We start from the raw sequence: 22,071 nt of genomic DNA on the forward strand, positions 1-22,071 counted from the left end.
GGGGGGCGGCCCGCCGCCGGAGTGGAGCGGTCACCCCGGGCGGTGGTGGTGCTGGCTGCACCCCCGGTCCGGGAGCGCGCACCCTCGCCCGGACACCCTCGCCCCCATAGCGTTTACGCAGGTCAGGACGTACGGAAGAAAGTGAGGGTCCACGGTGGAGACAACCACGGCACTGCGCACGGCGGCGCTGGAACTGGAGTCGGTGAGCCGGCGCCACGGGCGGCGCGGCAGCGGCCGGGAGGCGGTCGCGCTCGACGCGGTGAGCTGCGTGGTCCCGGTGGGCAGCTTCACCGCGGTGGTCGGTCCTTCGGGATCGGGCAAGAGCACGTTCCTCCAGTGCGCGGCGGGCCTGGACCGGCCGTCGTCGGGCACGGTGCGGATCGCGGGAACCGATCTCGGCAAGCTGTCCGAGGCTGCGCTGACCCGGCTGCGCCGGGACAGGATCGGCTTCGTCTTCCAGTCCCACGCGCTGAACCTGGTGTCGTCGCTGAGCATCGAGGAGAACGTCGTGCTCCCGCTGGTCCTGGCCGGCGCCGATCCCGAGGACGAGCGGGTGCTGGACCGGGGCCGGCTGCTGCTGGACCGGGTCGGGCTGTCCGGCAGGGGCGGTGGCGGACCGGCGACCCTGTCCGGCGGAGAGCAGCAACGGGTCGCGGTGGCCCGGGCCTTGGTGACCGAACCCGATGTGCTCTTCGCGGACGAGCCGACGGCTTCCCTGGACCCGGAGTCGGCGGCGCTGGTGCTGGGTCTGCTGCGGGATGCGGTTCGGGTCGACGGCCGTACGGTCGTGATGGTCACCCATGACCCGGTGGCGGCGAGCTGGGCGGACACGGTCATGACGATGGACGGCGGCCGGCTGCGATGACGCTCACAGAAACACGCAAGATGCCGGTTCGCGCGACCGCGCGGGCCGGGAGCCGGCGGGCCTCGGCGTTCTTGGGCCGCCGCTCGCTGACGGCCCATCGCCGGGCCTGGACCGCGGTGTTCGCGGCGGTGGCCTGCGCCGCCGCGCTGCTCGGCGCCTTCTCGCTGGTGCTCGGCTCGCTGCTGCTGGCGCGGCCGCCGGTGGAGCGTTACGCCGGGGCCGATGCGGTGGTGGTGGCCGATCAGCGGGTCTCGTACACGGCGAAGCCGTGGGGCAGCGAGCCGCAGACGGTCACCGCCCATCTGCCGGAACGGGTGCGGCTGGAGCGTTCGGTGGTGGCGCGGGCGGCAGCTGCGGACGGCGTGGCACGGGCCGTCGCGGACGACTCGGTTCCGGTGACGGCGGGCGACGGGGCCTCCGCGGTCGGACGCTCATGGCCGTCCGCCGCGCTGACCGCGTACGAGTTGTCCGAGGGGCGCCCGCCGAGGTCGGCGTCGGAGGTGGTCGTGGACGCGGCGCTGGTCACCGAGGGCGGCGAACCGGGCGGGCACGTCATGCTCCAAGTGGACGGCGCGGCCAGGCAGTACACCGTCAGCGGGGTGGCCGCCACCGGCCACCGGGGCGACGCACCCGCCGTGTTCTTCACCGAGCCCCGGCTCACCGCACTGGCGGGCCACCCCGGCACGGTGGACGCCGTCGCCGTCGTGGCCGAGCGGGACGTGTCCGCCGACGCGCTGCGGGCGTCCCTGGGCGAGGCGGTGGCAGGACACGACGGAGACGAGCGCGGTCCGCGTGTGCTGACGGGGGCCGAGCGCGGGGAGGCGGAGCACATCGACGCGCTCGGCGGGCGCGGCGATCTGCTGGCGCTGCTGGCGTCGATCGCCGGAACGGTCCTCATGGTGGCCCTGCTCGTGATCGCCACCACCATCTCCCAGGCGGTGCACCAGCGCTCCGGCGAACTGGCGCTGCTGCGGGCGGTCGGCGCGACTCCCCGGCAGCTCAGGTCGGCGGTCGGCCGTGAGTCGGGCCGGGTCGCGGCCGCTGCCTCGGTGCTGGGCGCGCTCCTCTCCGTGCCGCTCGGGCTGCTGATGCGGTCGCTGCTGACCACGGACCCGCTGCCGCTGCCCGTCCCGGTGTGGCTGCCCGTCGCGGCGGGGGTCTTGGGCGCGCTGCTCGTCGCCCTGGCCGCCCGGCCGGTGGCGCTGCTCGCGGCGCGTGCGGTGACCCGGATGCGGCCCGCGGCCGCCCTGAGCGCGGCGCGGGCGCCGGAGCCGGGCGAGCCGGGGCGGCTGCGCACGGGCGCCGGTGTGCTGCTGGCGGCAGCGGGGCTCGGTTCGGCCGGCACCGCTGCCACGCAGAGCGGCCAGGCCGCGGCGCTCGCCGCGTCGGGTGCGGCGACCTCGTTGATCATCGCGGTGGCGCTGCTGGGTCCGTGGATCGCCCGGATGTCGATGCGGGTGCTCGGCGCGCCGGCCAGGCGTGCGGGCGGGGTCTCCGGCTTCCTGGCCGCCCGGTCCGCCGCCGCGCACAACCGCCGACTGGGTGCGGCACTCACCCCGATCGTGCTGGTCGTCGCCTTCGTGTGCGTGCAACTGGCGGCCGCTACGACGCTGGAGCGGGCCGCCGCCCGACAGTCGTCCGACGCCCTGCGGGCGGACCTGGTGGTGACCGGCCCCGCAGCGGGTATTCCGGCGGAGGTGGCGGGTGCCGTGCGCCGGGCGCCCGGGGTGGCTGCCGCCACGGGTCTGTTGCGGTCGGCCGTCGTCCTCGCCCACCGCGAGGCCGGCGATCCGGCACTGGACCGCATCCCGGTGCTGGGCGTGACGGCCGACCAGTTGCCCGGCACGCTCGACGCCCGGGTCACGGCGGGCGACCCGGCCGGCCTCACGGGCCGGGGCACGGTCGCTGTCGGCAAGGACCGTGCCGACGACCTGGGCGTCGGTGTCGGCGACGAGGTGGAGCTGCGTCTCGGGGACGGTACGCAGGTACGGCCCAAGGTCGCGGCGATCTACGAACGGTCCCTGGGGCTCGGCGAGTTCATGCTGCCCCGCGAGGCGCTGGCCGGTCATGTCTCGGCCCCGCGCGACCAGCAGATCCTGGTGCGCTCGGCGGCCGGGGACGCCACGGCGGCCGTACGGCGTGCGTTGGCACCGTACAAGGGGCTCGCCGTCCGCACGGCGACCGCGGACGACGTGCGGATCAGCCCCTCGTCCTCGGACCAGGGCGACGCCCTGATCATCATCGGTGTGGGGGTGATCGGCGGATTCGCGCTGCTCGCCGTGGTCAGCACCCTCGCCCTGATCTCGGTCGGCCGGCGCCCTGAGTTCCGCCTGCTGCGACTGGTCGGCACGGGGCGTGGGCAGCTGTTGCGGATGCGGGTCCTGGAGACGGGCCTGGTGACGGTGGCCGGTCTCGTGATCGGGACCGTGGTCGCGGCGATCCCTCTGCTCGCGTTCGCCCTCCCGGCGACGGGCGGACTGCCCTACCTGCCGCCGGCGCAGTACGGGGTGCTGGTGCTGGCCGTGACGGCTGCGGCGGCTGTGGGCACGCTGTTCCCGGTCGGGCAGGGCGGCAGGCGCGGCCGCGGGACGGGCTGAGGTGTCCACCGGCTACTGCGGTGCGACGGCCTTGAGCCAGTCCTCCACCGTGAGAACGTCCCCCCACCGCGGGAACAGTTTCTCGGTGAGGGCCCGGTGCAACTCGGTCTCGGTGTCGTGGCAGGCATCCACCAGGACGGTGAGGCCGAGGTCCAGGTCGACGGCGTGGCAGAGGGTGGACAGCACCACTCCGCTCGTGGCGATACCGGTGACGACGAGGCTGTCGATGTCGCGAGCCCTGAGCACCAGGTCGAAGTCGCTGCCCGAGAACGCGCTCCCCCGCCTCTTGGTGACCACGGCGTCGCCCGGCCGGGGCGCGATCGCGGGATGGATCCCGGTGCCGGGCTCGCCCGTGGTGAACCAGCCGGCCCGCACGGCGTTCGTGATCACCCTGTTGCGCGGGCTGACCTCCGGATCGCCCGGCGGCAGCGCGATGGCCACGTAGATCACGGGGATGGCCGCCGCCCGGGCGCCGTCGATCGCCCGGCTCAGGCGCGACAGATATCCGGCGTCGGCATCGGTGATGTCCACGATGTCGCGCTGGACGTCCATGACCAGGAGTGCGCTCTTCGCCATGCCTGCCGTCCTCTCGTCGCCCAGGAGCAGCAGCAAGTCTGGCCGGTCGACCGGGGACGCGGTGGGAGTTCCCACAAATCCGGAGCGCACCCCGGGCCTCAGTCCGCTCCGAGGACGTCCTCCCCCGCCGCCCCCGCCAGCGCCTCCAGCACCGGAGCGATCAGCGGATGCGCCTCCGCGCCCCGGCGTACCGCCGCGAAGACCCGGCGCGTCGGGGCGCTGCCCTGAACCGGGCGGACCACCACGTCCGTCAGGGCCATGCCGCGCAACGCCGAACGCGGGACCAGCGCGACTCCGGCGTCCGCGCCCGCGAGCGCGACCACCGCGTGGAAGTCGTCCGAGGAGTGTTCGAGGTTCGGCGCGAAGCCGGCGTACTCGCAGGCCAGGACGACCACGTCGTGGCAGGGGTTGCCCGGGTAGGGCCCGATCCACGCGTCCTTCGCCAGGTCGGCGACGGCCACCTGCTCCTGGCCGGCCAGCCGGTGGCCCAGCGGGAGCACCGCGTCGAACGGCTCCGAGTACAGCGGTACGCGGGTCAGCCGCCGGTCGTCCTCGCCCGGTGCGCCGCGGTACTCGACGGCGACCGCGACATCGACCTGCCGGTCCAGCACCATGGGGACGCTCGCGTCGCCCTCGGCGTCCTGGACGCGGACCCTGATGCCGGGTGCGGTCCTGTTGAGCGCGGCGATCGCGGGGGCGAGCACCAGGCCGATGCCGGTGGCGAACGCGGCGACGGTGACCGTACCGGCCTCGCCCGCGTCGTACGCGGCCAGCTCCGCCTCCGCCCGCTCCAGCTGGGCGAGCACGGCGTTGGTGTGGGTCAGCAGGATCTCTCCGGCGGGGGTGAGCCGGGCGCCGCGAGCGCCTCGTTCGACCAGCCGGTGCCCGGTCTCCTGCTCCAGCGCGGCGAGCTGCTGGGAGACGGCGGAGGGGGTCAGATACAGCGCGGCGGCCGCGGCGGTCACCGTGCGGTGATCCGCCACCGCCCGCAGAATCCGCAGCCGCCGTGCATCGATCATGTGACCTATTGTCCCAGGTCGCGCGGGGCGGCCCGGTCGCGCCTACTCCCCCAGCGCCGCCCGCGCGTCGACGAACGCGTCCACCGCGCGGTTCACGTCCGCCGTGGAGTGCGCGGCGGAGAGCTGGACGCGGATACGGGCCGCGCCCTGGGGGACGACCGGGTACGAGAACCCGATCACGTACACACCGCGCTCGAGAAGCAGCTCCGCCATCCTGCCTGCCTTCGCCGCGTCCCCGATCATCACGGGGGCGATGGCGTGGTCGCCGGGCAGGACGTCGAAGCCTTCCTCGGTCATCCGGGTGCGGAAGAGCGCGGTGTTGGCGTTGAGCTGCTCCCGCAGGTCGCCGGCGGACTCCAGCAGGTCGATGACCTTGAGGGAGGCCGCGGCGATGACCGGGGCGAGCGAGTTGGAGAAGAGGTACGGGCGCGAACGCTGGCGGAGCAGGGCGACGATCTCGGCGCGGGCCGCCACGTAGCCGCCGGACGCACCGCCCAGCGCCTTGCCGAGCGTGCCGGTGATGATGTCGACGCGGTCCATCACGTCATGCAGCTCGGGCGTGCCGCGGCCGCCGGGGCCGACGAAGCCGACGGCGTGCGAGTCGTCGACCATGACCATGGCGTCGTAACGCTCGGCGAGGTCGCAGATCTCGCGCAGCGGGGCGACGTACCCGTCCATGGAGAAGACGCCGTCGGTGACGACGAGGCGGCGCCGGGCCCCGGACGCCTCCTTGAGCTGCTTCTCCAGATCGGCCATGTCGCGGTTGGCGTAGCGGAAGCGCTTGGCCTTGCACAGGCGGATGCCGTCGATGATCGACGCGTGGTTGAGGGCGTCGGAGATGACCGCGTCCTCCGGGCCGAGGACGGTCTCGAAGACTCCGCCGTTGGCGTCGAAGCAGGAGGAGTAGAGGATCGTGTCCTCCTGGCCCAGGAAGGAGGAGAGCCGCTGCTCCAGCTCCTTGTGGACCTCCTGGGTACCGCAGATGAAGCGGACGGACGCCATGCCGTAGCCCCAGCGGTCCAGCGCCTCGTGCGCGGCGGCGATCACGTCGGGGTGGTCGGCGAGACCCAGGTAGTTGTTGGCGCAGAAGTTCAGCACCTCACCGGGGCGGCCGCCCGCGGTGACGGCCACGGTCGCCGACTGCGGGGTGCCGATGACGCGCTCGGGCTTGTGGAGCCCGGCGGCCTCGATCTCTTCGAGGGTGGTGCGCATGTCATCGCGTACGGAGTCGAACATGAAGGGTGTCTCCTGGTGTGTACGGGCCGGTAGGAGGTCGGTCAGACGGTCCAGTCGAGGATGACCTTGCCGCCGCGTCCGCTCGCCGCGTCGTCGAAGGCCGCCTCGAAGTCGCGGTAGCCGTACCGGCCGGTGATCACGGGGGCGAGGTCGAGGCCGCCCTCCAGCAGGACGGACATGGCGTACCAGGTCTCGTACATCTCGCGGCCGTAGATGCCCTTGATCGTGATCATGGAGGTGACGATCCGGGACCAGTCGACGGCGAACTCCTCGGAAGGCAGTCCGAGCATCGCGATCCGGCCGCCGTGCGTCATGTTCCCGATCATGTCCCGCATCGCCTCGGGCCGGCCGGACATCTCCAGGCCGATGTCGAAGCCCTCGCGCAGCCCGAGCTCCCGCTGCCCGTCGGCGATGGTCTGCTCGCCGACGTTGAGCGCAAGGCTGACGCCGACCTTGCGGGCGAGCTCGAGGCGGGCCTCGCTGACGTCGGTGATCATGACGTTGCGGGCGCCGGCGTGCTTGGCGACGGCTGCGGCCATGATGCCGATGGGGCCGGCGCCGGTGATCAGGACGTCCTCGCCGACCAGCGGGAAGGACAGCGCGGTGTGCACGGCGTTGCCGAACGGGTCGAAGATCGCGGCGATGTCCAGGTCGACGGGGACCCGGTGCACCCACACGTTGGACGCGGGCAGCGCGACGTACTCGGCGAAGGCCCCGTCGCGCCCGACGCCGAGTCCCAGCGTGGAGCGGCAGAGGTGGCGGCGCCCGGCCAGACAGTTGCGGCACTTGCCGCACACCAGGTGGCCCTCGCCGCTGACCAGGTCGCCGACGGCGATGTCCACCACGTCGGAACCGATCGCGGCGACCTCGCCGACGAACTCGTGGCCGAGGACGAGCGGGGTCTTGATGGACTGCTGGGCCCAGCCGTCGTAGTTACGGATGTGCAGGTCGGTGCCGCAGATGCCGGTACGGAGCACCTTGATCAGCACGTCCGAGGGGCCGGTCTCCGGCTCGGGCACGTCCATCAGCCAGAGTCCCGGCTCGGCCTTCTGCTTCACGAGTGCCTTCACGGCTGCGGCTCCCTGTACCTGGTGCGGCGTTGATGTCCCCGGGCCGGGGGCATGCCAGAGGAAGCCTGCGGCCCGGGGAAGTATGAGAGGGACGTCGTGGCAGCGCGCTCGACCGGCTGCCGCGCACCATCCTCCGCCGTCAGGGAGAAATCTGCCGTACCCCGCGCCCCAGGTCCATCGAGGATTTCTTAAGCGCGCCCGCAGCTCCGCTTCACGCCGCGCCGCACGGGCGGCCGTGGCCCTTGCTCCGTCCGGTGGACGCGTACCGGGCCGTCACCTCGCCCGCAGGAATTCCCGGACGTGCCGGGCGAGCTCCTCCGGCCGGTCCTCCGGGATCAGTGTGTAGCTGTCCGCGATCTCCACCAGCTCGCACCTGGGCAGCATTCCGGCCAGTCTGCGCCCGTGTTCGGGCGGCATGACCCGGTCCTCCGAGGCCCAGGCGACGAGCGCCGGCCGGTCGAACGTGCGCAGGGCTTCCGCCCAGCGCAGGAGCTCGGCCTTCGGCGGCACGCCCAGGACGTACTTCCTGAGGTCCCGGCGGATCTCCGGCAAAGTCCACAGAGGCCGGAACCAGGCGTCCATCACCGCGTCCGGAACCGGCCGCTTGCTCATCCGGCCCCAGGTCATCGGCAACCGGCGCATCGGCTTGAGCTTGAGCAGGGTGAAGGCCGCGTTCAGGCCGCCGGGCATCCTGGCGGAGGCGTACAGGTTGTTGCCGGGCAGGCCGGGAGGGAAGTTGTCGAAGGCCTCGCAGGAGGTGATGACCAGCCTGCCGATCCTCTGGTCCCGGCCGTCCGCGACCAGGGCCTGGGCGCCGCCCCAGTCGTTCATGACCAGGGCTACGTCAGTGAGGTCGAGAGCTTCCAGGAACTCCGCGACCAGTCGTGCGACGCCGAGGACCGACAGGTCCGCGTCGGACCGCATCGGCCGGCGGTGACCGCCGAGGGGCAGCGTCGGCACGATGCACCGGTGTCCGTCCCGCAGATCCGCCACGACGTGCCGCCACAGCGAGCCGTCCATCGCCACGCCGTGGAGCAGGACCACGACCGGTCCGTCGCCGCCGGTGTCCTCGTACTCCACCACGCCCGCGGAAAGCTCCAACTCAGCCATTGGGTACTCCTTTTCGCCGGCAGTCCCGCCCGTCCCGCCTCACCGTACCCAGCGCCGTCGGGGAAGGGGTGGCTCACAGCGGTGCGCACTGCCCGGGGAGGCAGGTCATCCGGGGGCGGCGCGGCGCTCAGTCCCGCGGCCAGGGCCGCCCGTCGAGGCGTTCGATGTCGCGATTGAGGCGGGCGAGGTTGTCCGCGAGCTGGGCCGCCTCCTCCGGGGTCCATTCGGCCAGTACGCGCTGCAGGCCGTCCCGGTTCTCGGCCCGGTCCTTGTCCAGCCGGTGCTCACCCTCCGCCGTGATGGCGAACTTCCGGGCGATCCCGCCGTCCGGGTCGGGGATGCGCTCGACGACTCCGACCCGGAGCATCGCGGCGGTCTGCCGGTTCAGCGTGGAGGTGTCCAGGCCGAAGGCCTCGTGCAGCTGGCCGATGGACATCGGGCCCTGGGCCCGGATGCGACTGAGGAGGATGTAGGCGCTCCGGTCGAGCCGCCCGCCGCCTCGCGAAGTCAGCAGACTCATGTGCCGACCCAGCAGCATCGTCTCGAACTCGATCCGGTCCACAGGCATGTCCACGCAAGGCTTCCTTCGACGGCCGGGCTCGCCTCCCCGCAGGGCGGGCGACCTCTTTTGTACATATATACCATAGGTATGCATCATGCATATGACATGCATCATGCAGTTCCAGTGCACTGCGCATAGTAAATGCGTGACACAGTCACCACGGCCGGCCGAGCCGCAGAGTGAGGCCTCCGCCACCAAGGCTCGACGTGGCCTGACGTGGCCTGCTGTGGCCGAAAAGGTTTGAGCGCCACCCCACCACCCGAAATGGTTGTCCTGCCCCTCCCAGGGGGAGGACAACCTGCTTTCGCCTCGAACCGCTCCCCGCCCCGGCCGTAGACTCGCCGGATGGCGAAGTATTTCGACGTACACCCCGAAAATCCCCAGCGGCGCACCATCACCAGCGTGGCCGAAAGCATCCGCTCCGGCTCACTCGTCGCGTATCCGACGGACTCCTGCTACGCACTCGGGTGTCAGCTCGGCAGCCGTGACGGCATCTCCCGCATCCGCGCGATCCGCAACCTCGACGACCGTCATCACTTCACGCTCATGTGCCAGAACTTCGCCCAGCTCGGGCAGTTCGTGCAGATCGACAACGACGTGTTCCGCGCCATCAAGGCCGCGACCCCCGGCCAGTACACCTTCATCCTTCCGGCGACGAAGGAGGTGCCGCGTCAGCTGCTGCACCCGAAGAAGAAGACCGTCGGCGTCCGCATCCCCGACCACGCCGTCGTCCAGGCCCTGTTGGAGGAGCTCGGCGAGCCGCTGCTCTCCAGCACCCTGCTCCTGCCCGACGAGGAGGAGCCGATGACCCAGGGCTGGGAGATCAAGGAGCGTCTCGACCACGAGGTGGACGTCGTCGTCGACTCCGGCGACTGCGGTACGGAGCCGACCACCGTCATCGACTTCTCCAGCGGCGAGCTGGAGATCGTACGGCGCGGAGCCGGCGACCCCTCCCGCTTCGAGTAACCGGGCACGCGGGCCGGGCCCACGCCCCGGCCCGCCGGCCCCGAATTCCCTGCCCCCTGACACCGGAGGACCGACCGACCATGCCTCGTGCCGTCACGCTGATACGCTCCGCCGCCCTGTCCGACGTCGCCGAGTACGCCTATGCCGCCACGGCTCCCGCCGAGGCACGGCTGATCTTCCTCGCGGGCGCCTGCCCGCTGAACGAGGACGGCTCCACGGCGGCGATCGGGGACTACGCGGGCCAGGCGGCGAAAGCCCTGGAGAACATGCGGACCGCGCTGAAGGACGCGGGCGCGTCCCTGGAGGACGTCATCAGCACCCGCGTGCTCGTCGCCTCCACCCGGCAGGAGGACCTGGTGACCGCCTGGAAGGTGGTCCGGGCCGCGTTCGGTGAGCACGACGTTCCCAGCACGTTGATGGGCGTCACCGTGCTCGGCTACAGCGACCAGCTCGTCGAGATCGAATCCGTCGCCGCCGTCCTCGACTCCTGACCCGGCCGGCTCGGTACACGAGGTCCAGCTCCGCACGGACCGTCTCTCGGCCCTCCCACCGGAGGGTTCCGTGAGCCTGCTGCCGGGACAGCCCTTAGCCCCCACCGCCTGGACGCGCTTCGTCGCGTACGCGGTCCAGGGCTGAGCTCTCCCCCTGCGTGCCCGGGCTCCGAGGTCCCGGGCACGCGGGACGGGAGGCCATAGGAATTCCCTATGGCTCCTGCTGATATTTGGTCTTTGCCTCACATTCTCTCCCGGCCGTACGGTCAGAACGGCTCGACGACGACGCATTCCACTCCCGTCGGGCGGACGCGTACGACCTTTCCGAGAGGACCAGCGGTATGACCATGACCACGACGAAGAATGAATCGGGCACGCGCGAACTCACCGGAAAGCGAGCCCTGGTCACCGGCGGTTCCCGCGGAATCGGCGCGGCCGTCGTGCGCCAACTCCGCGACGCGGGAGCCGAGGTGCTCACGACGGCCCGGTCGACGGCGACGCCGGTGCCGGAGGGCGTCACCTTCGTGGAGGCCGACGTGCGGACACGAGCCGGCGCAAAGACGCTCGCCGCGGCCGCGCAAGAAGTGCTCGGCGGGGTGGACATCCTGGTCAACAACGCGGGTGGGGCAGGGCCGTTCCGGCAGACCGCGGACATCCCCGACGAGGAGTGGCAGGACCAGCTGGACCTGAACTACCTGGCGTCCGTGCGGCTGGACGCCCTACTGGTGCCGGGGATGCGGGAGCGGGGTTCGGGGGCGATCGTGCACGTCTCCTCGGCTGCGACCCCGTTCGCTCCGGCGCCGTTCCTGCACTACACGGCGGCGAAGGCCGCATTGGAGAACTACAGCCGGGGGCTGGCTCTGGAGCTGGCGCCGTCCGGCGTCCGGGTCAACATCGTCAGCCCCGGCAGGACCGAGACTCCCGGCGGCGAAGCGACGCGGGCGGAGTGGGCGCGCCTGCTCCCGGGACCGGGCGCGGACAACGCCGGCGTGCCGCTGGGGCGCATGGGCCGGCCCGATGACATCGCCGACGCGGTGCTGTTCCTCGTTTCCGACCGGGCGAGCTGGGTGACCGGGAACATCCTCACCGTGGACGGCGGCGAATTCCCCAGGGGCTGACGCCTGCAGCATTCGAGGACGCGAAAAGAAAAGCGGAGGTGAAAGGAAAAGCGGTGGCGGCGCCGAGGCGCTGCCACCGCTTCGGGCTCGGCACTAAGGGCTGTCCCGCAATTCCTGGTGGATCAGCGCGCGGCGTCAGATGCGGCGCATCGCAAGGCGGAGAGGCACCCGCATACTGGATGCATTCGGGCGTTTCGACAACGCGGCGAGGTGCCGTAGCTGCCGTCGTGCGCCCGCCAGGAATTGCGGGACAGCCCTTAGGAACGTGCACCCGGTGAGGCGTGAGGCGACAGGGCCCCGACCGCGCGTCGCGGTCGGGGCCCTGTTCCGTGGGGTGCCGCCCTGCGGCGGCGGTGCGTCAGCTCTGTGCGGTGTCGTCGCCCGCCTGCGCGGCGCCCTCGGCTGCGCCTGCCTTCTCGCGCATCTTGCGCACCAGCTCCGCCTTCTGCTCGGCCGCACCCTGGCGGTCGAGGTTGCGGTGCGGACCGTTGTTCTGCCGTTCGGCGCGGGACAGCCTCTTGCGCTGGCCGCCGCCCATGCCCACGGGATTGTTGATGTTCTTGCTCACGGTCATGGGTTCTCCCGGTAATGATGTGAAGCGATCTACGGCTTCATCGGTGGCGACGGGCGGCGACGTCGAACGACGTCAGCGGGGCCCCTCACGCTCTCCCTCGTACATCGACGCCTGGAAGAACATGACAAGGACGTTACCTGGTTCCGTCGGGCCCGCAGACCAACCTCTTCACCGCCCGGACACCGGCCGGCACCGCGTGAAGCCGACCCTTCGCGGCGCGGGCCTGGTGGGGTGAGCCGGTAGGCGCCGGCCGGCCCACCACCGGCGCCGGACCGGTGGACGACGGCCGCGCAACGGTCGTCTCGGCGGTCAGGCCCCGGCCTGGAGGCGCAGGCCCGTCAGAGTCAGATCCAGCGCGGCGAGGAACTGTTCCTTGTCATCGTGGCCGTCGAACTCGTCGACGATGTCATGCAGGAACGGAAACTCCTCGGCGTCGAACGTCCGCCACGACTCGGCGTAGCGGCCGAGGAACTCGTCGCGGTCCACGACACCGTCGAGCACCTCCTCGGGGGGATCCTGTCCCAGGTCGGCAGCACTGCCGACCACCACGCCCACGATCGCGGACACGGCGTGGAACCGCTGCCGGGGGGTGAGGTCGAGTCGCAGCGTCTGCCGCCCCAGCTCCTCATAAAGGTGCAGCGCGTTGCCCCGGACGGCGACGTTGCGCATGAAGTGCGCACCCAGCCACGGCCGGTCCACGATCGCGTCGAACAGCGTGATGGCCATGGTGCGCAGGTCGTCGATCGGGTCGCCGCTGCGGGTCTGCCCCTGGACGGCGGTCAGCACCCCGCCGAGCACATGGTCGATGGCGCGGTCGAGCAGGTCGCCCTTGCTCGATACGTACCAGTAGATGCTGCCGACGCCGGTACCGAGGCGGGCCGCGAGGGCGCGGAGGGTCAGCGCCGGCTCACCGGACTCGTCGAGCAGGGCCACGGCCGCAGTGAGAACGGCCTCGATGGAGTGCGAGGCACGTTGACGTCCTCGGGAAGGACGATCGGCGGGTCGTGGTCGCGGGCCTGTCATGGTCCACATCCAATCACAGCTTGCGCACTTATCGAACTGCGTTCTATTGTCGAACCATGTTCCATTGTAGAACGCCGTTCGATGTTGCGGCGTTCCGAGAGGAGGCCCCATGACCACGACCGCCACCGAGCCCGCTGCCTCGCGCACCTATCCGTCCCTGCGCGCGGCATGGATTCCCCTGGCCGCGCTCTGCCTGGCCTTCTTCGTCGAGATGGTCGACAACACACTGCTCTCGATCGCGCTGCCCACGATCGGCCGGGACCTCGACAGCGGCACGACCTCGCTGCAGTGGGTCACCGGCGCCTACTCGCTGACGTTCGGCGGCCTGTTGCTGACGGCCGGCTCGATGGCCGACCGGCTCGGGCGCCGACGTGTACTGCTGGCCGGGCTGGCAGTGTTCGGTCTGCTCAGCCTGGGCGTGGTCGCGGTCACCACCGCGGGGCAACTCATCACCTTGCGGGCCGGTCTCGGCATCGCCGCGGCGGCGATGGCCCCCATCACCAACTCACTGGTCTTCCGGCTGTTCGAGGACAAGGCGCTGCGGATGCGCGCGATGACCCTGATGATCATCGTCGGCATGTCCGGCTTCATCCTCGGCCCCCTGCTGGGCGGCACCGCCCTGGCCCACGTGTCGTGGCAGTGGCTCCTGATCGTCAATGCCCCGATCGCGCTGATCGCGGCCATCGGGGTCCGTCTCGGCGTCCCCGCCGACCGGCCGCAGGACCTGACCCGCGACAAGCTCGACCTGCCGGGAGCCGCGCTGAGCGTCACCGTCATCGGCCTCGCCTGCTACTCGCTGACCAGCGGCGTCGAGCACGGCTGGCTCTCCGTGATCACACTCGGCTCGCTCCTCGGCGCCATCGCCGCGGGCATGGCGTTCGTGTGGCACGAGCGCCGCAGCCCCTCGCCCATGCTGGATCTCCGCCTCTTCTCCAACGGCACCGTCCGCGGCGCCGCCATAGCGCAGATCGGCACGGCCATCGCGATGGCCGCCGTGATGTTCGGCCTGATCCTCCACTTCCAGTACGCCTACGGGTGGAGCCCCGTCCGGGCGGGTCTGGCGAACCTGCCGCTCATCGTGACCATGATCGCCGCGACCCCCCTGTCCGAGTGGCTCGCCGGAAGGTTCGGCCACCGCATCGCCTGCCTGGTCGGCGCCGCCTGCCTGGCCGGCTCGCTGGCCGGCCTGTCCTGGGGCGTCGACCACGGGTACGGCGCCATCGCGGCCTGCATGGTCGTGATGACCGTCGGACTGCGCACCGTCATGACGATCTGCGCCATCGCGCTCGTCGACGCGATGCCGGGCAACCGCACGTCGATCGGCACGGCACTCAACGACACCGCGCAGGAGGTCGGAAGCAGCATAGGCACCGCCGTGGTCGGCACCCTGATCGCCGCCCTGGTCACCACACAGCTGCCCGCAGGCACCTGGAGCGACGCGCTGGTGGCATCGTTCTTCCACGGCGAGCGGATCACCTACGCCGTGCTCGCGGTCATCGTCGGCGTGGTCGCGGCAGGCGGAGCGGTCTCGCTCACCAACTCCCGTGTCACTGAAGAGCCCGCCTGAGGGAGAACCCGGACCGACGCGGGTCGCAGAGTCCCGCGCACCGGCGAAGCTCCTGGCAGACGGGTTCTCGACCGAGATCACCCATGTCTGCCGGGAGCTTCGCGTGTCCGCCCTCCGCGCTCGACTGATCAGACCGGCTGAACCTCGCGGTTCCCGGCCGGACAACTGGTAGCGAGGCGTCAGTTGAGGGTCAGGAAGGAACCCGCGCCGCGCTCACCGCGACCTCCGCCTCCCGCAGGAACGCGCGGCCGACAGCCGCCGACAGCCATGGCCACGAGCCCGGCCGGCGTCCTCGCGAACAGCTCCACGCCGAGCTCCCGCTCCAGGCCGCGGATCTGCTGGGACACCGACGGCCGGGCGACACGCAGCCGCTCCGCCGCAGCCGTCACCGAGCCCTCCTCGGCGACTGCCAGGACGCACTCGAACCCCCAGCTGGGAGGCAGCGTTGGCACCCAGGAGTTGACGCGAACGGAATTTCGGGACGCGACGTGACGCGGACGGGACGCGGATGCGAATGGGAAGGCAACTGGACCGTCGGTCAGAACCTGAGTAGTGACTGCTACGTCCACAGCAGGATTGCGTCAAGGGCCCCATACAGGCCACCCGCACGACTCGATGCGAGTGGGTTCGGCAGCGACAAGTGATTGACATGAACGCGGGCTGACCTCTGGTTCGCCACCTTCCCCGCCGCAATCCTCTGGAAGCTCTATGCGGGCACGTTGCCGTGCGTGGCAACTTGAATAAGCCAGATGACCAACAAGTAGTTGACTCATAATCGAACACCAGGTTAACGTGTTCGTGGATTTTCAAGAGATGGTTCGGCAGATATTAAATCGTCCCAGCACTCTCCATAAACCACCACTCCGGCGTGCATTATTGCAGCGTATTGCAGATGATGAAAGCGTGCCGGCAATCGTATTGCACCACGCTGTTGCAGATTACCAATCCCCGAACACCTTCACTTACGAAGAATCTTCACCCCAGCGCAGTTGAGCCTGAGAGCGTCTCACTGAGGTCGCCCTGAGGGCTGTCCCGCGATTCCTGGCGGGCGCAGGCCGACAGTTACGGCACCTCGCCGCGTTGTCGGGGCGCCCGAATACATCCAGTATGCGGGCGCCTCTCTGCCATGCGAGGCACCGCATCCGACGCCGCGCGCCGATCCACCAAGAATTGCGGGACAGCCCTTAGCCGACACGTATGGGAGAAACAGATGCTCAGGCGTTCACACTCCTCCTTCCGCTCATTGGTGGAAAAGGGAGAATTGGTCCGTGTCGCCGGAGCCCATGATGCGCTGGGTGCTGTGATTGCGCAGCAGGCGGGCTTCGATGCCGTATGGTCCTCCAGTCTTGAGGTATCGGCGGCCCGGTGCATTCCCGACGCCAGCCTACTCACCATGACGGAGTACCTCGCGGCGGCCTCGAACATGCAGAAGGTACTGGGCATACCCGTCATCGCCGACTGCGACACGGGATACGGGAACAACCTCAACGTGGTGCATATGGTTCACGAATACCAGGCGGCCGGCATTACCGCGATCTGCATGGAGGACAAACTCTTCCCGAAGCTCAACAGCTTCGCAGGGGGGGACCAGACGCTGCTGAGCACAGAGGCATTCTGCGGAAAGATCCGAGCCGCGAAGAGCGCCCAGGCCACGGAGGACTTCTTCGTCGTCGCGCGCACCGAAGCTCTCATCAGCAACCTGAGCCTGGACATCGCCCTGGAGCGGTGCCACGCATACTGCGAAGCCGGCGCCGATGCGGTTCTCATTCATTCCAAGTCCAAGACGAAGGAGCAGGTCGAAGCTTTTCTCTCGCGTTGGGACGGCCGTCGACCGGTCGTCATTGTGCCTACCACCTACCCGGACTGGCACGCGGACGACATTGCCGACGCCGGCGTTTCCGTCGTCATCTATGCAAACCACGGGCTGCGTGCCACCGTCACCTCGCTTCGCGAGACGTTCGAGTCGATCCACCGGCGAGGTGACTCCACCGAACTGGAGGACCGCATCGCCGCGTTGAGTGAGGTCTTCGAGCTCCAGCAACTCACCACGTGGCAGAAGTTCGATGCCTGATCCCGCCGACTCGGAAATCCGCTCCGGGACACGCCCGCCCGGGCTGTTCTCGTGCCCCCTTCGAGCCTGCGACGGACAGCCCGTCGTGGGCATCCAGACCGACTGGGGAGAAACCCGTGAACGCAGATGCGCCCTCTTGGCCCGTTCGTCACAAGGTCTTGGTCGTCGACCCCCTTGCTCCTCGAGCGCTGGAGCAGCTCCGCGCGAGATACGACGTCACCGTCCGCATGCAGCCGTCCGAAGCCGAGCTGGTCGACCTCATGCCAGGCATGGAGGCGATCGTGTTGCGCAGCGGCGTGGAGCTGTCGGCCCATGTCATCAACGGCGCCCGGCAGCTCAAGGTGATCGCCCGAGCGGGCAACGGAACCGACAACATCGATCTCACGGCGGCCAGGCGTGCGGGCATCCAGGTCTTCAACATCCCCGGCGTGTCCTCGGGTTCAGTGGCGGAACTGGCACTCGGACTCACCTACGCGGTGACGCGCCACATCGCCCTTGCTGACCGGCAGGTCCGTAGCAACATATGGAGGAAGTCCGAGCTGGCGGGGATCGAACTGGCCGGCAGGACGATGGGTGTCGTCGGGCTGGGCAGCATCGGGGCCCGCCTGGCTGCGTTGGCGTGCGGTGTCGGCATGAAAGCGGTGGGCTCGGTGGATCGCCCCACTCCGGAGCGCAAAGCCGAGTTCGCGCGCACGGGTATCACTCTCATGAGCATCGGCGAAGTGCTCCGCAACGCCGACGTTGTGGCCCTGACATGCCCCCTCAACGACCGCACTCACCACCTCATCACCGCGGCAGAGCTGGCCACGATGAAGCCCGGCGCCTACCTCGTGAACGTCTCCCGCGGAGGAGTCGTCAATGAGAACGACCTCTACGACGCCCTCACCCGAGGGCACATCGCCGGCGCCGCCATCGATGTCCTCGCCACCGAGCGTGAACCGAGCCGACTGTCCGAGCTGGACAACGTCGTGCTCACGCCTCACATCGGAGCCATGTCAGTCGATTCCCAAACCCGCATCGGGGCGATGCTCCTCGACGGTCTGGCTTTGGGTCTCACCTGTCAGGACGCTCCCACCCGCATCGTCTGACCGTTTTGGACAGCGTCGCTTCATTATGGGGAAGGCAGGTCCATGCCACTCAGGAACGACAGCTTGAGCGTGGGCGTCGTTGGCGCCACCGGCTACACCGGCGGTGAGCTGTGTCGGCTGCTCCTCAACCATCCTCACGTCACTCAGATCTCGCCGACGGCACGCGGCAACGAATCATTCGACCGTGTCCACAGCAATCTCATGGGAAGTGGTCTGGAGTTCCTCGGCTTCGACGAGCTCAAGCGCCAGGAAAATGATCTCGACGTTGTCTTCTTCTGTACGCCCTCGGGCGAAGCGATGCGCAACGCCACCTGGTTTCTTGAGCGTGGAATCCGCGTGATCGATGTCAGCGCCGATTTCCGCTTCTCCGACTCCGAAGCCTACTTGCGGGTCTACGGCTCCGAACACACCGCTCCCGAACTACTGCCCGAAGCGGTCTACGGCCTCACCGAACTGAACCGGGGGAACATCGCCAAAGCCCGGCTCGTCGCCAATCCGGGGTGTTACGTCATCACCGCGATCCTGGCACTGACACCGCTGTTGCGGGCCGCATGGGCCGATCTTGATGCCCCCGTCCACATCAGTGCCGTCAACGGCACCACCGGGGCCGGTAATGAACCGAAGCGGTCCATCATGCACGCTGAGGTGCTCAACTCCATGCTGCCCTACAGCATGGAGGGCCATCGGCACGGCCCGGAACTGGAAACCCACCTCGCTGCCGAAGCGGGCCGCCCCCTCACCGTGGACCTCAACACCGCCCACGGAAATTTCGCCCGTGGCATCTTCCTGCAGGCCGGCCTGGCCGTGCATCCCACGGTTCGAGAATTCATGACGCGCGAGCGGATCCTGGCGCTCCTCACCGACTTCTACGGCCAGGGAAGCGAGAAGGAGTTCTTCGTGCGGGTGAACACGCTCCCCAAGACAGGAAGGACCCACTCCAAGGAGTACGAGGTCTATCCCAGTATGGCCGGTGTCATTGGCTCGAACCATTGCCACATCGGTGCCGACTACGACGCACAGCGGGGCATCATCAAGCTCTTGTCCGTCACCGACAACCTGGTCAAAGGGGCTGCAGGTTCTGCCATCCAGAACATGAACGTCATGTTCGGGTTGCACGAGACAACCGCCCTGCGGACATACGGGTTGTGACTTTGCCTCCTCCGACTAAGGCATGTTTCGAAAGTCCCGCCTGCTCGGCGGCGCAGGACGCAACCCGCTCGCTCCTCGACCGGTGCATCGTCCGCGGTGAACGCTGGATCTTCTCGGCCGGCTTCAACGTGGCGTCAGGCATGCGTGACCTCAGTCGCATAGACGCCGAGGTGGCCGACATCGCCCGTCTCGCCAACGCGGGAGCGCGAGTATCGGTGCTCTCTCACCAAGGGCGTCACAAGGACGGTTCGGCGCAGCACCTGGGTGACGTCGCCACCTATCTGGGCGGGCGTCTCGGCAGGGAGGTGCTCTACGTCCCCGAGAACACCACGGAATCGGCAGTGGACCGCTCTCGTGCACTGGCTCCTGGCGGCGTGGCGCTCTTCGGGAACACGCGGCACCATCCCGGCGAGGAGAGCAACGACCCGGCCCTCGCCGCACTGTTCGCCCGTCTGGGAGATGCCGTCGCAGTGGGCGGCTTCTCCAAGGCCCACCGCGAGCACGCCTCCAATACCGGACTGCTGAAGTGCCTTCCCGGTTGGGCCGCGCACAGCCTGCTGGTGGAGCTTGAACGGCTCTCCCCCTGGTCCGGCGCCGATCGGGCCGTCCCTTCTCTTGCGGTGCTGGGTGGTGTCAAACCCGAGAAGACCCTCGTCGGACTGCGCAGCCTCTCCCAGACGTACGACGTCGTGGTGCCGGCTGGAGCGGTCTTGAATCATGTGCTCCGGGCGCAGGGCCACCACGTGGGCGAATCCGAACTCGGCGAAGAGCCCGAGCGCTGCACGGAGGCGAGCCTCAAGATCCTGGGCTCGGCCACAGCTCGTACGCACGTGCCCAGTCGAGTGATCATTGCCCGCAGGTCAGGGGACTCCTTCGCGGACCCGCGAGAGATCCGCATTGCCGAGGGCGTTCCATCCGGGTTCGCCATCGTGGATTTCTTCCTGGAGGGCTGGCTGCAGGACGTCATGCGCGAGTTCGCCGGCATCGGATGCCGTGCCGTGATAGCCGGAACTCCAAGTCTGTTTCTCCAAGGGTTCGGACATGCCTCGACGCAGTTGCTGGACTGGGCCTCCGCTCCGCGGGTCAAGGCGATCCTCCTGGGCGGGGACACCGTTTCCGAACTTCCCTTCGCCGGACCCACCTCGACCGGCGGCGGCTCGGCTCTGTGCTATCTGGGCGAGGCCGACCTCCCCGTCCTTCGCGCCCTGCGCGAGAACGCCGCCGCGCCTTGGACGGAGACCTGACATGTTCGACTTCCACGTACCGACCCGGATCATCTTCGGCCGCGGCCGCATCGAGGAGTTGGGAGCGCTCGCCCATGCCTGGGGAGATCACGCTTTGATCGTTTGTGGTCGTTCCGCCATGCGGGCGTCGGGTGTGCTGGCACGTGTCCGAACGATCCTGTCCGCCGCGGGTGTCAAAGCTGATACATGCGACTGGATCTCCTCGAATCCTCGGTCCGACGAGGTGGATGCGGCCGTTCAGCAGGCCAGGCGCTCCGGCACTCATGTGGTGGTCGGGCTGGGTGGGGGCAGTGCGCTCGACGCCGCGAAGGCCGTGGCGGTCGGAATCGGACACGAGTCGGTCGCCGGACTCGTCGGGCGTACGCTGTCACCCTCCCCCGACTCCTTGCCGGTGATCGCGGTCCCGACCACGGCCGGAAGCGGTGCAGAGGTCACCAAGGGGGCGATCATCACGGACGTGGTGCGGGACTTCAAGTCAGGCATACGGGGCGACGATCTCTTCCCGAAAGCCGCGCTCATCGACCCGTCCCTGACCGACACGCTTCCCCACCGCGCTGCTCTTGACTCAGGATTCGACGCCATGGCCCACGCCGTTGAGGGCTTCTTGTCACGCCGTTCCGGCGAAGTGAACAAGGCGCTCTCCGAGCGGGCCATCGAGCTCCTGGCTCCGGCCCTGCGCCGCTTGTCCGCCGGCGACCGCAGTACGGAGGTCCGGGACGCAATGGCGTTCGGTGCTCTGCTGGGTGGCATCAATGTGGCCACAGCCAGCACCTGTCTCCCGCACAGAATGCAGCAGGCGATGGGAACCACCGAGCGCGTCGGCCCTTCCCATGGCTCCGGCCTGGCCATGCTGTATCCGGCTTGGCTTGACTCCGTCGAGCAGGTGGCCGGCGACGAGGCCACAGCAGTCGCACGCCTTCTCGGCGAAACCAGCCTTCGTCACGCTGTCCAGTCCCTGCTTCAGGACATCGGGCTGACGCAGAGGCTGGGAGATCACGGCTACGTGTCGCGAGATATCCACGACTTCGTGCATCGCATTTCCGGCAACCTCGACAACGACCCTTCCCCCGAGCCGGGGAACTCGCTGATCGAGACAATCTACCTTCGCTCACTCTGAGCGTGTCAGCAGCCGCCCCACGGCTTCGGCGTAGTCGCCCGCTGTCCGATCTACGGCTGAGCGGGGCCGACTTCGCCGCCCGCGCTCCGGCCCGGCCCCTGCCTCACCTGTCGAGATGGCGAATGACCCCTGCCTGCCGACGCTTCACCGCCGGTCCGCTTCATGTCCAGGACGGACGGTGGGACGTCGTCAGTTGCTCCTGAAGCCAGGCACGGACGGCCAGCGAACCGTCAGGACAACGGACTCTTCCTCGGCACACCAGGAGTGGTCGACGCCTCGGCCCCACACGACATAGTCCCCTTGCTCAGCAAGCAGAACACTGCGTTCCGGAAGTTCCACGCGGAATCGACCACTGATGAGCACCAGGAGGGCTGTTCGTTCCTCGCCGGTTACCCACTGCGCCCGCTCTTCGCCTTGAGGGTGGACGCCCCACTTGATCTCGACCTCCTCGCTGTACCGAGGGTCGGACGCATCCTTGAAATGCCCCAGCAGCCACCCACGGTCCAGTGCCGCATCTTTACCTGCATTGCCCACGTAAATGGTGTCGTCCATGGCTCCGGAAGGTAGCAGCCGAGGTCCGGTGGCATCCCGGGAACGAACCCTGTGTCCGGTGCGCGGCGCGGGCGCC

20 protein-coding genes and 1 pseudogene are annotated in these 22,071 nt (G+C 69.3%); 11 read left to right on the forward strand and 10 right to left on the reverse strand.

Annotation, left to right across the window (positions count from 1 at the left end; translation table 11 throughout):
* Positions 1-154: 154 nt before the first annotated feature.
* Both OG538_RS06720 and OG538_RS06725 read left to right on the forward strand, forming a co-directional pair.
* Complete coding sequence (locus OG538_RS06720) at positions 155-865, forward strand: ABC transporter ATP-binding protein (RefSeq protein ID WP_406091136.1); 711 nt, start codon at positions 155-157, stop codon at positions 863-865.
* A 20-nt stretch (positions 866-885) separates the two neighbouring features.
* Complete coding sequence (locus OG538_RS06725; RefSeq protein WP_406091138.1) at positions 886-3,462, forward strand: FtsX-like permease family protein; 2,577 nt, start codon at positions 886-888, stop codon at positions 3,460-3,462.
* A 12-nt stretch (positions 3,463-3,474) separates the two neighbouring features.
* On the opposite strand, the gene OG538_RS06730 is transcribed toward OG538_RS06725, so the two are convergent.
* The 6 genes from OG538_RS06730 to OG538_RS06755 all read right to left on the reverse strand — a co-directional run bounded on the left by OG538_RS06730 (position 3,475) and on the right by OG538_RS06755 (position 9,047).
* Positions 3,475-4,038, reverse strand: coding sequence for a cysteine hydrolase family protein (locus OG538_RS06730; RefSeq protein ID WP_406091140.1), 564 nt, complete (start codon positions 4,036-4,038; stop codon positions 3,475-3,477).
* Between the two features lie 98 nt (positions 4,039-4,136).
* Positions 4,137-5,057, reverse strand: a complete 921-nt coding sequence (locus OG538_RS06735; RefSeq protein WP_406091142.1) for a LysR family transcriptional regulator — start codon at positions 5,055-5,057, stop codon at positions 4,137-4,139.
* A gap of 42 nt (positions 5,058-5,099) precedes the next feature.
* Positions 5,100-6,293, reverse strand: a complete 1,194-nt coding sequence (locus tag OG538_RS06740) for a glycine C-acetyltransferase (protein WP_326739559.1) — start codon at positions 6,291-6,293, stop codon at positions 5,100-5,102.
* 41 nt (positions 6,294-6,334) lie between these two features.
* Entirely contained in the window at positions 6,335-7,363 is a 1,029-nt protein-coding gene (gene tdh / locus OG538_RS06745; RefSeq protein ID WP_406091144.1) for an L-threonine 3-dehydrogenase, read from the reverse strand.
* 273 nt (positions 7,364-7,636) lie between these two features.
* The gene (locus OG538_RS06750; protein WP_406091146.1) at positions 7,637-8,473 is read right to left on the reverse strand and encodes an alpha/beta fold hydrolase; all 837 of its coding nucleotides are present in this window, start codon (positions 8,471-8,473) and stop codon (positions 7,637-7,639) included.
* A gap of 127 nt (positions 8,474-8,600) precedes the next feature.
* Positions 8,601-9,047, reverse strand: coding sequence for a MarR family winged helix-turn-helix transcriptional regulator (locus OG538_RS06755; protein WP_406091148.1), 447 nt, complete (start codon positions 9,045-9,047; stop codon positions 8,601-8,603).
* Positions 9,048-9,380: 333 nt separating this feature from the next.
* On the opposite strand from OG538_RS06755, the gene OG538_RS06760 reads away from it, so the two are divergent.
* The 3 genes from OG538_RS06760 to OG538_RS06770 all read left to right on the forward strand — a co-directional run bounded on the left by OG538_RS06760 (position 9,381) and on the right by OG538_RS06770 (position 11,610).
* The gene (locus OG538_RS06760) at positions 9,381-10,001 is read left to right on the forward strand and encodes an L-threonylcarbamoyladenylate synthase (RefSeq protein WP_352125422.1); all 621 of its coding nucleotides are present in this window, start codon (positions 9,381-9,383) and stop codon (positions 9,999-10,001) included.
* Positions 10,002-10,081: 80 nt separating this feature from the next.
* Positions 10,082-10,492 carry a RidA family protein gene (locus tag OG538_RS06765; RefSeq protein ID WP_406091150.1) on the forward strand — a complete coding sequence of 137 codons (411 nt, stop codon included), beginning with the start codon at positions 10,082-10,084 and terminating at the stop codon, positions 10,490-10,492.
* Between the two features lie 347 nt (positions 10,493-10,839).
* Entirely contained in the window at positions 10,840-11,610 is a 771-nt protein-coding gene (locus tag OG538_RS06770) for an SDR family oxidoreductase (protein ID WP_406091152.1), read from the forward strand.
* A 358-nt stretch (positions 11,611-11,968) separates the two neighbouring features.
* On the opposite strand, the gene OG538_RS06775 is transcribed toward OG538_RS06770, so the two are convergent.
* Positions 11,969-12,184, reverse strand: coding sequence for a DUF6243 family protein (locus tag OG538_RS06775; protein WP_406091154.1), 216 nt, complete (start codon positions 12,182-12,184; stop codon positions 11,969-11,971).
* Between the two features lie 309 nt (positions 12,185-12,493).
* Positions 12,494-13,141, reverse strand: a complete 648-nt coding sequence (locus OG538_RS06780) for a TetR/AcrR family transcriptional regulator (protein ID WP_406100016.1) — start codon at positions 13,139-13,141, stop codon at positions 12,494-12,496.
* 175 nt (positions 13,142-13,316) lie between these two features.
* Here OG538_RS06780 and OG538_RS06785 point away from each other — a divergent pair, with 175 nt between their 5' ends.
* The gene (locus OG538_RS06785; RefSeq protein ID WP_406091156.1) at positions 13,317-14,774 is read left to right on the forward strand and encodes an MFS transporter; all 1,458 of its coding nucleotides are present in this window, start codon (positions 13,317-13,319) and stop codon (positions 14,772-14,774) included.
* 202 nt (positions 14,775-14,976) lie between these two features.
* Here OG538_RS06785 and OG538_RS06790 read toward each other — a convergent pair.
* Positions 14,977-15,217, reverse strand: a pseudogene (locus tag OG538_RS06790) (LysR family transcriptional regulator); the annotation flags it as partial.
* Between the two features lie 767 nt (positions 15,218-15,984).
* Here OG538_RS06790 and OG538_RS06795 point away from each other — a divergent pair.
* The 5 genes from OG538_RS06795 (at position 15,985) to OG538_RS06815 (ending at position 21,443) form a co-directional block, all read left to right on the forward strand.
* A complete protein-coding gene (locus OG538_RS06795) occupies positions 15,985-16,845 on the forward strand; it encodes an isocitrate lyase/phosphoenolpyruvate mutase family protein (RefSeq protein ID WP_406091158.1) in 861 nt (286 codons plus the stop codon).
* A gap of 116 nt (positions 16,846-16,961) precedes the next feature.
* Complete coding sequence (locus tag OG538_RS06800; RefSeq protein ID WP_406091160.1) at positions 16,962-17,933, forward strand: NAD(P)-dependent oxidoreductase; 972 nt, start codon at positions 16,962-16,964, stop codon at positions 17,931-17,933.
* A gap of 69 nt (positions 17,934-18,002) precedes the next feature.
* A complete protein-coding gene (argC, locus tag OG538_RS06805) occupies positions 18,003-19,082 on the forward strand; it encodes an N-acetyl-gamma-glutamyl-phosphate reductase (protein ID WP_406100017.1) in 1,080 nt (359 codons plus the stop codon).
* Positions 19,079-20,326 (forward strand): phosphoglycerate kinase, encoded by a 1,248-nt coding sequence (gene pgk / locus OG538_RS06810; protein ID WP_406091162.1) that lies wholly within the window; start codon positions 19,079-19,081, stop codon positions 20,324-20,326. Before argC ends, pgk begins: the two co-directional genes overlap by 4 nt.
* Before the next feature lies 1 nt (position 20,327).
* Positions 20,328-21,443, forward strand: coding sequence for an iron-containing alcohol dehydrogenase (locus OG538_RS06815; protein ID WP_406091164.1), 1,116 nt, complete (start codon positions 20,328-20,330; stop codon positions 21,441-21,443).
* A gap of 189 nt (positions 21,444-21,632) precedes the next feature.
* On the opposite strand, the gene OG538_RS06820 is transcribed toward OG538_RS06815, so the two are convergent.
* Positions 21,633-21,995 (reverse strand): signal peptidase I, encoded by a 363-nt coding sequence (locus tag OG538_RS06820; protein WP_406091165.1) that lies wholly within the window; start codon positions 21,993-21,995, stop codon positions 21,633-21,635.
* Between the last annotated feature and the right edge of the window lie 76 nt (positions 21,996-22,071).

The sequence above is a fragment of the Streptomyces sp. NBC_01013 genome, from assembly GCF_045162765.1.
GTDB lineage: Bacteria > Actinomycetota > Actinomycetes > Streptomycetales > Streptomycetaceae > Streptomyces.